An 11,379-nucleotide genomic window follows, 5' to 3' on the forward strand; every position below is an offset into this window, starting at 1 on the left:
CTCATGCGCCGACCGTCGGCCGGAGCGGAAGCCGGGGGCCTCAGCGGGCCCCGCACCCCTAGCCGGCGGCTCCGGCGTTGGGCTTCACCGCTGCGTTACCGCCGTTGTCCGCTTCGGCCTCGTTCTCGCCGCCGGCGTTCGGATCGGGTGCGGGCTCGACCTCGTCCTGCCCAGAATCCTCGGGAGCGACGGGCGTGGAGGGCGCCGGTGCCGGAGTCGTCGTATCCGTCCGGGGCTGCTCCGTCTCGCTCGGTGCGGCAGGCGCGGTCTGCGCGCTCTGAGCCTGCTCCGGCACTGAGTTCTTCGGCGTCCTCGTCGAGGGGACGATCCAGTCGAAGCTCGTCGTCGTCATTCCCTGGGTGGCCTGGGTCATGTACGCGATCCAGACGTCAGCGGCCCAGTCGGCGCCGTAGAAGTGATCGAGGCCGCCGATGTTCGTCAGGGGGACCGCATTCCCGTTCTCGTCGGACTGGTACATCGACACCGTCGTCGCGAGCCCCGGCACGAAGCCGGAGAACTGGGCGGACAGCTGATCCGAGGAGGTGCCCGTCTTGCCCGCCGTCTCAATGCCGGGCAGCGCCGCTCCGACCTTCCAGGCCGAGCCGTTCGCACCCGTGACCGCGCGAAGCGCTGGCATGATGGACGAGACCTCTTCGACGTCGAATGCGCGTTCGCCCGTCTTGGCCGCCTCGTAGAGGAGGTTCCCGTGCGAATCCGAGGCGGTCTTCACGATGTGCGCAGTCATGCGCTCGCCGCCGTTCGCGATCGTCGCGAAGGCGTTCGCGAGATCGACGTTGTGCGGTGAGGCGAAACCGAGGACGTTGAGCAGGGAGGCCTCCAGACCGGCGGTGTCCTCGGGGATTCCCGCGTCGATCGCGGCCTGCATCGTCGCGGCGGGGCCGACCTCCTTGTTGAGGGCGACATAGGCGGTGTTGATCGACCATCCCGTCGAGGTGATGAGGTCCACCGGGCCGTAGGAGACCCCTCCGTTATTGGCGACGAGGCTCGTCAACCCCTCGAAGGACTTCGGCGAGTTGCCGTCGTAGCGGTCGTGAACGGAGCCGCCCGCCCTGGCGTTCGCGAGAAGCGCGAAGGGCTTGAAGGACGAACCCGCCATGGCGATGTCCTGGGTGGCGGAGTTCTGCTGGCGCACCTCGTAGTCGTAGCCCGCGAACTCGGCGACGATTTCGCCCGTGTTCGGATCGATCGAGGACAGGGCGAGGTGCTGGAACTGCGGATCCCAGCCCTCGACCTCCTTCATCGAATTCGCGGCGGCGATCGCCGCGTCCTGCTTGGCCTTGTCGATCGTCGACACGATCTTGAGGCCTCCGTTGAAGATCGTGTCCTCGTCCACGACGCCCGCGGAGACGAGTTCCGTCTGCACCTGTTCGATGAGGTAGCCGAGGGGGCCCGTCATCGACGAGGAGTTGAGGGTCGCGGGATCGATCGTCTCGGGGAACTCCGCGGCATCGGCCTGCGCCTGGGAGATCCAGCCGTCCTCGACCATGAGGTCGAGGACGCGCGCCCACCGGGACTTCGCCTGGTCGGGATCGATGGCGGGATCCCACGCGGAGGGGGCGGGGATGATCCCGGCGAGCAGCGCCGCTTCGGAGAGGGTCAGGTCCTTCGCCGAGTGGCCGAAGTAGGCCTTCGCCGCGGCCTCGATGCCGTAGGTGCGTCGACCGAAGTAGATCGTGTTGAGGTAGTTGCCGAGGATTTCGTCCTTGGACTGCTCCCGGTTGATCTTGAGCGCGAGGACGGCTTCTTCGGCTTTGCCGATGTAAGAGGTCGTCTGGCCGACGTAGTAGCGCTCGACGTACTGCTGGGTGAGGGTCGATCCGCCCTGTCGCGAACCGGTCGTGATGTTGTTGTAGAGGGCGCGCAGGATGCCCTTGGGGTCGATGCCGGAGTTCGTGTAGAAGGTCCGGTCCTCGGAGGCGACGATCGCCTTGCCGACGTAGTCGGGCAGTGTCGATGCATCGATGATCTGCCGGTCGACTTCTCCGAGATCGCCGAGTTCGGTCTCGCCGTCGGAGTAGTAGATCGTGGTCTTCTGGGCGAGGGCGAGGTCGTCCGCCTTGGGGATCGCGATGGTCACGTACATGTAGAGGAAGGCCCCGAGTCCGGCGAGGAGCACGGCGAGGAAGGTGAAGACCAGGCCGAGCCCGATCTTCTTCCCGATGCCGCGCTTGCCCTTCGCGCCCTTCGCCGTCTTGGATCCCGTGCGCTTCGAGCCCGAGACGCGCCGCGAGGGCGCCGCGCCGCCTGAACGGCGGCCCTGGGTTTCGGCACGAGTGGGCAGGTGCGGGCGCGAGGAGGCGGATCCCATGATCTCGCTCCAGTCCTTCTTCCCGTCGGATGTCGCCACTATTCAGCCTTTCAGCAGGGGTCGATTCCCCCAGCCTATGCACTCACCCTGTGAGTTAGCCGGAATCGTGATGGGCTCAACGTTTCGCGCGATGGCCGTGACGGGCGCTTCCAGGTCGAGGGCGGTCCTGCGCTGCGGCGGGGTCAGTCCGCCTGGAGATCCGCCTCGCGCTTGGCCTTCGCGGCGGCTTTCCGGGCGCGCTTGGCCGCCACCATCTCCTCGTACCGGGCCTGCTCGGCCTCGTATTCGGCGGCGATGTCGCGGACCTCGGGCGAGGACCACCACGCCAGCAGGGCCTCCTTCGCGCCCTCCTCGCCGAGCGGACCGCGTTCCATGCGGAGCTCGAGGAGGTGGTCGCGCGCCATCTTCACGGCGCGCGAAGGACGAAGGCCGAGGATCTCCATGATCTGATCGCCGTCGAGGTCGGGGCGGATCGCGTCGAGCTCCTCCTGCTCCCGAAGGGCCGCGATCCGCGACTCGAGGTCGTCGTACGCGGCTGAGAGCATGAGGGCCTTGCGCCGATTCCGGGTCGTGCAATCGGCGCGGGTCAGGCGGTGCAGGCGCTCGAGGAGGTCGCCCGCGTCGGCGACGTAGCGGCGCACGGCGGAGTCCGTCCACGCGGCCTCGCCGTAGCCGTGGAAGCGCAGGTGGAGGGCGACGAGACCGGCGACGGCCTCGGTGGTGGCCTTGTCGAACTTGAGCGCGCGCATCCGCTTGCGGGTGAGCTTCGCTCCGACGATCTCGTGGTGGTGGAAGGACACCGAACCGCCCTCGAAACGCCGGGTCGCGGGCTTGCCGACGTCGTGCATGAGGGCCGCGAAGCGCAAGACGAAGTCCGGCGCGGGCACGGCGCCGTCGGGCCCGGTCTCCAGATCCATCGCCTGCTCGAGGACCGTGAGGGTGTGCTCGTAGACGTCCTTGTGGCGCTTGTGCTCGTCGACGGTGGAGACGAGCTCGGCGACCTCCGGAAGCACGATCGCGGCGACACCGGTGTGCACCATGAGTTCGAGACCGCGCCTCGGGAAGGGGGAGACGATGAGGCGCTCGAGTTCGGCGCGGATCCTCTCGGCCGACACGATCTTAAGACGCGGGGCCATCGCCTCCATCGCCTCCATGACATCGAGATCGACGTCGATGCCGAGCTGGGCGGTGAAACGGGCCGCCCTCATGATCCGAAGGGGGTCGTCGTCGAAGGACTGCTCGGCGGTCACGGGGGTCCGCAGGCGCGACTGCGCGAGGTCCTCGAGGCCGTGATGCGGATCGACCAGGGCCATCGACGGCAAGCGCATCGCCATGGCGTTGACCGTGAAGTCCCTGCGGGTGAGGTCCCCCTCCAGGGAATCGCCGAATGACACTTCGGGTTTGCGGGAGCCGACTTCGTAGGTGTCGGAGCGGTAGGTCGTGACCTCCACGCTCGTCGCGCCGCGACGTCCGCCGATGGTCCCGAACTCCTTGCCGACGTCCCAGACGGCCTGACCCCACAGGGCCAGGAGCTCCTCCGTGCGCTCGGGAGGCGCCGAGGTCGTGAGGTCGAAGTCATGGGGGGCGACGCCGAGGAAGGCGTCGCGCACCGGCCCCCCGACGAGGGCGATCTCCTCGCCCGCCGCCTCGAAGACCCGCCCGAGTTCGAGGATGTCGTCCGGGAGCCCGGCGAAGGCGCGCTTCGCGTTCGCGAGGAGCGCCGGGATGTCTCGGGCGTCATGAGTCATGGCTGTGCGACGGCCGTCCGGAACCGAGGGGGCTTCCGGGGACGCGCTGGAGGGATTTCGGGGAGTCATCGCCATTCAGAATGCCATGCCCGGGCGCCCGGGGGCCACGTCCGCCCCCGTGTCCGCAGCGTGAGGCCACCCACTGCGGAGACCGCGGCCAGGGTGCCGACGCACGAAAACGAGGCGAGGCTGGCTAGAGTGGACGCATGCCCGAGCGCCCGAATGAACGCCGTCAGGGGGTCCCCAGACCCCCTCGTCGTCGTGTCGGCGAGCGCCCCGCGCACACGGGCACCGCGAGTCTTCCCGTCTCCCTCGAGACCTCCGCGGGGGGCATCGTCGTCGACGTCGTCAACGGGATCCCCTACGCGGCCCTCATCGCGAGGCGCAATCGCGCGGGCAGGATCGAGTGGTGCCTCCCGAAGGGGCACCTCGAGGCGGGAGAGACGGCCGAGCAGGCGGCCCTGCGTGAAGTCGCGGAGGAGACCGGCATCTCCGGGCGGATCATCCGCCACCTCGCGAGCATCGATTACTGGTTCTCGGGCAGCGATCGCAGGGTCCACAAGGTCGTCCACCACTACCTCATGGGGTATCAGTCGGGCACGATCACCGTGGAGCACGATCCGGATCAAGAGGCTGAGGACGCGGCCTGGATGCGACTGGACACCGTCGCGCATCGCCTCGCCTACCCCAATGAGCGCAGGATCGTCCAGATCGCGCTCGACCTCTTGTACAAGGGCACGTGAATGCCGCGCGCTCACGTCCTCACACGCATTCTCGGCGCCACGGCCCTGACCGCGGCGTGCGCCGCGGGTTTCGCGCTGACGCCGACGGGCCCCGCCCTCGCCGCCCCGGAGGCCGCGCGATCTCTCCAGGCGGCCGCTGAGGAGCCCGCATCCGCCTCCCTCTTCGCAGGAGCGGCCCAATCGAACGGCCTTGAGGTGTCCATCGACGAGGTCGCGCCCCGGATCCTCACCTCCGAGAACGAGCTCCTGGTCGCCGGGACCGTGAAGAACACGGGCTCGTCCGCCCTTCCGGCGCCGGTCCTCGAGCTCTCGGTCGGCGCGTGGACGCCGGTGTCCGCAGCGGCCCTCGAATCCGAGCTCTCCTCCCCCTCCCCGTGGGAGGTCACGGTGTCGACGCAGGTTCTGGGGGCGCAGCTCGAGTCCGGGGCCGAGTCCCCCTTCGATTTCCGCGTGCCGATCGATTATCTGCCCCTCGGATTCCCGGCGTCGTGGGGTCCGAGGACGCTCACCGTGTCGGGCTCATCCCAGGACGCCTCCGGCCGGGACCGCTCCCTGATGATCTGGGACACCTCCCAGCCGCTCGCGCAGACCCGGGTGAATGCGCTCATCCCCTGGACCTCGCAGAACTCCCGCGGAGGGGACGCCGAGCGCCGCGCGGTCCTTCAGATCGCGAAGACCCCCGGCGCGACCCTCGCAATGGATGCGCGGGTGCTGCCGGCTCCTGAGGCCGACGCCGACGATGAGGGCGCGCAATCGGGGGGGACGCGGACCGAGGCCGGAGCCGCGAGCGATGCGCAGTTCATCGATTCCTTCTACGGGGCGGCGTCGGAGATCGTCGCCCTGCCCGAGGGCGACGCGTGCCTGGCGACGCTCGCCGTGACCGGCGCGGAGGACCTGCTCGGCGAGGCCCTCGCCTCGATCGACGCCTTCCCCGATTCCCCCGGGGCGCTCGCGGCCGCTTCCGCCGATGACGCTGCCGAGGGCGAGGGCGCCGAATCGGGCGCCGGCCCCCGGGGTGCTTCCCACTCCGAGGACTCGTCTTCATCCGAGGAGGGCGCCCACCGCCCTTCGATCGTGAAGAACGTGTCGTGGCCGCGCGAGGAGCTCTTCGGGACGCAGGCGCTCGGGGCGTTCGCGGACAGGGTGACGATCGCTCCCCAGGGGGCGCTCTCGCCGGTTCAGATCCTCGATTTCACGCCCTCCTCCGTGATGAACGTCGACCCGGCGACGGGGAGCAGCGGTTCGGGGAGCACGGTGCTCGCACCGGATGCGCTGCTCAATGAGCTTCTCAACTGGACGACGACGAATGACGCCGACGAGCTCGATGCCGAGCAGGGGCTCGCCGCGCTCACGGCGATCATCACGCGGGAACGTCCGAGCCTCTCGCGGACCCTCTTCGTCGCCGCCTCACGCACCGAGGCCCCCACCGAGCGCCTGGCGAAGCGGTTGAACGCGCTTCTCAACGCGCGTTGGGTCGCTCCGATCTCCTTCCAGGAGGCGACCGCATCCGAAGCGAGCGATGTGGAGCGCCCCGCAGCGGATGCGGGGGCCGTTCCCGAGGCCTCGGCGGAGGCCGTGACGACCATGAAGGATTCCCTGGCTTCGCTCGGCCACCTCGCCACGGCCGCCTCCGATCCCGAAGCCGTTTTCGCCTCGATCGACGATGCGCTCCCCGTCCTGTCCGCGGCCGTCTCACCGGAGGAGCAGCGCACGAGGGCGAACGCCGTCCGCGCAGACGTCGCCTGGCTGCGCTCGCAGGTGTCGGCGACGCCTTCCGATGCGGTCAACCTCATCAACAAGTCCGCGGACTTCCCCGTCCGAGTCCGCAATGATCTCGAGTGGGACGTGGAGGTCCTCGTGTCGATCGTCCCCTCCGATCCGCGCCTGGAGGTCGCCTCCACGACTCGCGCCACGCTGAAGGCGCAGTCGGTGACTTCGGTCGGAGTCCCCGTGACGGCGATCGGCTCGGGGAACATCGAGGTCACCTACGACATCTCGACTCCCGACGGCGCGCACCTCACGGATTCTCCTCCGATTCTCGTGAGGATGCGGGCCGGCTGGGAGGACGCGCTGACCATCACCGCGGCCTCGGCTCTCGCCGTGCTGTTCGTCGCCGGTCTCGTCAGAACGGTCCGCTCGAAACTGAATCGCCCTCACGGACGCGGTACGCACGCACCAGGGGAAGATGCATAGATGAATCCACCGAATGACGCTGCTTCCGCTCCCGAGGGCGGGTCCGCTCAGCCGAAACAGCACTCGCTCCTGCGAGCGAGCGCGCTGATGGCGTCCGGGACCCTGGTGTCGAGGATCCTCGGCCTCGTCCGTTCGATGATGCTCCTCGCCGTCATCGGGTCGGCCGGCGGCGGTGTCGCAGCGGCGTTCCAGACGGCGAACACCCTGCCGAACACGGTGTTCAACATCCTCGCCTCCGGCGTCTTCGACGCCGTTCTGGTCCCGCAGATCGTCGGCGCGCTCAAGCGCAAGTACGACGGGGAGACCTACATCAATCGCCTCCTCACGCTGGCGGGGGTCATCCTCTTCGGCATCACCGTGGTTTCGATGATCGCCGCCCCGCTCCTCGTCATCATCACCGCCGCGGGATACGACGCGGAGATCCGGGCGCTCGCCATCCTCTTCGCCCTCCTGTGCCTGCCCCAGCTGTTCTTCTACGGCCTGTACAACCTGCTCGGCGAGCTGCTCAACGCGCGCCGCGTCTTCGGCCCGTACATGTGGGCGCCGGTCGTCAACAACGTCATCGGCATCGCGGGCCTCACGGCCTTCTTCCTCCTGTGGGGGACGACCGACGGCAGGATCGAGATCGCGGACTTCACGAGCGCTCAGTTCTGGGTCCTCGGCGGCTCCGCGACACTCGGCGTGATCGCCCAGGCGCTGATCCTCCTCATTCCAATGCGCCGCGCCGGCATCAGGTTCCGCCCCGACTTCCGCTTCCGCGGAACGTCCTTCCGCTCGGCCTCCAAGGTGGCGGGCTGGACCTTCGCGACCCTCATGGTGTCGCAGATCGGGATCCTGTCGACGAACAACCTGGCGTCCCTGGCCGATTCCTACGCGAAGACGCACAACGTCTTCGACGTCGTCGGCATCAACGCCTATGCGACGGCCTTCATGATCTTCATGGTGCCGCAGTCGCTCATCAGCGTGTCGCTCGCAACGGCCATCTTCACCCATATGGCCGAGTACGCGGCGGAACACGATGATGCTGCGATCGCGAAGAGCTACCAGATGGGCGTCCGGACGATCACCTTCCTCGTCCTGCTCGCCGCTGCGATCCTCATGGCCGGTTCGGTTCCGATGATGCAGATCGTTTTGCCGACGCAGCGCAATTCGGCCGTCGTCGTCGCTTACGCGATCATCCTCGTCGCCCTCATGCCCGGAGTCGCTTCGACCGGGATGGGCCTGATGAGCCTTCGCTTCTTCTATGCCTACGAGGACGTCAAGCCCGTGTTCCTCTTCGGGATCGTCCCCGCGCTGATCCAGGTGGTGATCGGCTGGTCGATCTATGCGGTCTCCGATCCCCACTGGTGGGTGGCCGGGGCCGCATTCGCGGAGACCTTCGCCCTCATCATCCATGCGCTCATCGCGCTCTTCGGCGTCGCGAGGCGCAATCCGCTGGTCGATCGCAAGCACCTCCTCGTCTCTTACGCCGTCTTCTTCTTCTGCGCGGCCCTTGCGGGCGCGGCGGCCTTCGGCGCGCTGTCCCTCGTCGGGGTCAATACCTCGGCCGATTCGACCCTGCTCCGCTTCCTCGTGGCGACGGGCAAGATGGTGCTGGTCGCGGCGGTTGCGACGCCCGTCTACCTGCTTGCCCTGCGTCTTCTCAGCCCCGGCCTGTCCGCGCTGGCCGCCGCGCCGCTCCTCGCCCGGCTCCGCGTGCCCGCGCCGCTTCGCCGTGTTTTCGCCGCGCCGATCGCGGGGAATGGGGAAACGGCGGACATAATGGGTGAAGAGACCGACAGCGATTCTGGGGGGCCCATGGACGAGGATGAGAAGTTCGAGAACGACGAGTCGTCCTCCCCCGATCCGGTGCCCGATGCGGATGCGGCCGTGCCGACCGATGAGGAGGCCGTTCCTTCGGATTCGGAGGAGGGGCTGCCCGCGCCCGCGGAGGCCGACGATGATGCCGCGCCTTCCGAGCACGAGGGCGAGGACGAGGGGGCTCACGGGCTCGGCGACGTCTTCCGTTCTTCGGACGGGACCGACTCCGAGACGAACCAGGATGAGGCCCCTCTCCCCTCTTTCGAGGAGATCCTCACGTCTCAGGAGGGCGAAGCCGAAGAGCCGGGCGAATCGGCTCATGACTCCGCGCCCTCTCACTCCGAGGAGAATGCGATCGCGGGGAGGACCTGCGCGTGGCTGACGGCGGTTTCGGCGGCGGCCGTCGCCTCGGCGGAGAAGGTGAAGGCGCATTTCGCCGCGGCCCGATCCGTCGCCGGCGCTGAGGAGGCTGATGGCGCCTCCGCCGCCGAGGGCGACGCACCCGATCTCACCGCCGGGATCGCCGTCGGGGATGAGGGGGCCGCGGCTTGCGCGTCAGACGGTGAATCCCCCGTCGTCGGGGAATCCTCTGGGAGCAGGATCCCCGCCCCCGTGGCCGGCGCCGCCATCCCCATGGCGGCGGCCGGAGCCTCGGGCTTCGATGCGGTCCTCGCGCCTTCCCCTGCGGTCCTCGCGCCTTCGACTGCGGGAGCGCCGACGAGCCGCGCTTCGGCGGAGGAGATCCTCACGATGCCGGATTCAGACCGGGGCGCGCGCTCCCCTGAAAGCCCGGCGCCGGGCCGCACGGACCGGGAGCGCCGTTTGATCGATCCGACGAAGCCGACGCTGATTCTCGCTGCGGCGCTCACCGTCGCCGCCGCCGTGTGGGCGGTCAGCACGGCCCTGTCGCCCGTGACGGATCTCGACATCGCCCAGTCGATCGTCGATGCGCAGTCGGGCGGCGCTCAGAGCGCGCAGTCGGCGCTCGGCGACGATGCCGCAACCGCGGCCCCCTTGATCTCCTCGGTGTCGGTGCTCTCCTGGAACAATGATGACGGCGACCATCCGGATCTCGCGGTCAACATGATCGACCAGAATCCTGAGACTTCATGGAGGTCGCGCTACTTCGACATCAACGCATTCGATGAGAATGCGACGGTGACGATCGTCGTGAACCTGGAGGGGCCTGCCCTCGTTTCGGGTGTGACGCTCCAGATGGATCCCTCGACTCAGGGCGGAGAGGTCGTCGTGCGCAATGTCACCGATCCTTCCAACCCCCGGGGCGGAACAGAACTCGCGACTTCCGCGTTGTCAGAATCAACGGTGATCTCCCTGCCCGAACCCACGGAGGCCAGCGCCATTGCCCTGAGCTTCAGGGTGATGCCGACCTCGGTCGACGGCCGTCCGTGGGCGTGGGTGAGCGAACTCTCCGTCCAATGAGCCCTGTCAGTGAGTCTGGGCCGCTCACGACCGAAACAAGATTGGATCCCCATGTCCTTCACTCCATTCCCGGATCTTCTCCGCTCCGTCGAACTTCCCGCTGAGGAGGCGGCTCCGGCCGTCGCCGCGCGCCCCTCCGGCGACGTTCCCGACGACGCTCAGATCCACGAGGTCGTCATCGTCGGATCGGGCCCGGCGGGCTACACGGCGGCGATCTACACTGCGCGAGCGGGCCTGAAGCCCGTCGTCCTCGCGGGTGCGATCACCGCCGGCGGGGCGCTCATGAACACGACCGAGGTCGAGAACTTCCCCGGTTTCCCCGAGGGCGTTCAGGGGCCGGACCTCATGGGGCGCATGGCCGAGCAGGCCGAGAAGTTCGGCGCGGACATCCGCTACGAGGACGTCACCGCGGTCAATCTCTCCGGAAGCGTCAAGGTCCTCGCCGTCGACGACGAACTGCTCTACGCGAAGGCCGTCATCCTGGCGACCGGTTCCGAATACCGCCGCATGGACGTCCCCGGCGAGGACCGCCTCTCCGGGCACGGCGTCTCCTACTGCGCGACCTGCGACGGCTTCTTCTTCAAGGACAAGGAGCTGGCGGTCGTCGGGGGCGGCGACTCCGCGATGGAGGAGGCCACCTTCCTCACGAACTTCGCCTCGAAGGTGACCGTCGTCCACCGGCGCGATGAGCTGCGCGCCTCGAAGGTCATGGCCGAGCGCGCCATGTCGAATCCGAAGATCGAGTTCGCGTGGAACTCGGTGGTCGAGGAGGTCCTCGGCGATGACTCCGTGACGGGACTGCGCCTGTCCTCGACCGTCGACGGCTCCGAGCGGGTGCTGCCGCTCGACGGCGTCTTCGTGGCGATCGGCCACCTGCCCCGCACGGACTTCCTCAAGTCCGAGGTCGACCTCGACGAGGCCGGTTACATCACGGTGGCAGAGCCTTCGACGCGCACGAGCATCCCGGGGGTCTTCGCCTGCGGCGATGCAGTCGATCACACCTATCGGCAGGCGATCACGGCGGCCGGTTCGGGCTGCCGCGCGGCTCTCGACGCCGAGCGCTGGCTCGCCGCCGCGGGCGACTGAGGCCTCGGCGGGACTCGGAGGGCGGACGGCCCCCGAGACT

6 protein-coding genes are annotated in these 11,379 nt (G+C 68.5%); 4 read left to right on the forward strand and 2 right to left on the reverse strand.

The features are described from left to right. Nucleotides 1-58: 58 nt before the first annotated feature. The gene (locus tag ACQY7V_RS09095) at nt 59-2,368 is read right to left on the reverse strand and encodes a transglycosylase domain-containing protein (RefSeq protein ID WP_428639906.1); all 2,310 of its coding nucleotides are present in this window, start codon (nt 2,366-2,368) and stop codon (nt 59-61) included. 143 nt (nt 2,369-2,511) lie between these two features. After that, complete coding sequence (locus ACQY7V_RS09100) at nt 2,512-4,077, reverse strand: CCA tRNA nucleotidyltransferase (RefSeq protein WP_428639908.1); 1,566 nt, start codon at nt 4,075-4,077, stop codon at nt 2,512-2,514. 206 nt (nt 4,078-4,283) lie between these two features. Between ACQY7V_RS09100 and ACQY7V_RS09105 the strand changes: the two genes are divergently transcribed. From ACQY7V_RS09105 to trxB, 4 genes are read left to right on the forward strand one after another with little or no spacing between them, the layout of a single operon-like run. Continuing rightward, the gene (locus ACQY7V_RS09105) at nt 4,284-4,820 is read left to right on the forward strand and encodes an NUDIX hydrolase (RefSeq protein ID WP_154475578.1); all 537 of its coding nucleotides are present in this window, start codon (nt 4,284-4,286) and stop codon (nt 4,818-4,820) included. Next, nucleotides 4,821-7,013 (forward strand): DUF6049 family protein, encoded by a 2,193-nt coding sequence (locus tag ACQY7V_RS09110; RefSeq protein ID WP_428639911.1) that lies wholly within the window; start codon nt 4,821-4,823, stop codon nt 7,011-7,013. Then, nucleotides 7,014-10,253 (forward strand): lipid II flippase MurJ, encoded by a 3,240-nt coding sequence (locus ACQY7V_RS09115; protein WP_428639914.1) that lies wholly within the window; start codon nt 7,014-7,016, stop codon nt 10,251-10,253. It abuts the gene before it with no gap. A gap of 51 nt (nt 10,254-10,304) precedes the next feature. Then, on the forward strand, nt 10,305-11,339 hold the full coding sequence (trxB, locus tag ACQY7V_RS09120) for a thioredoxin-disulfide reductase (protein WP_320785325.1): 1,035 nt from the start codon (nt 10,305-10,307) through the stop codon (nt 11,337-11,339). The last annotated feature ends 40 nt before the right edge of the window (nt 11,340-11,379 follow it).

Source organism: Schaalia sp. (assembly GCF_050312375.1).
Lineage (GTDB): Bacteria > Actinomycetota > Actinomycetes > Actinomycetales > Actinomycetaceae > Pauljensenia > Pauljensenia hyovaginalis.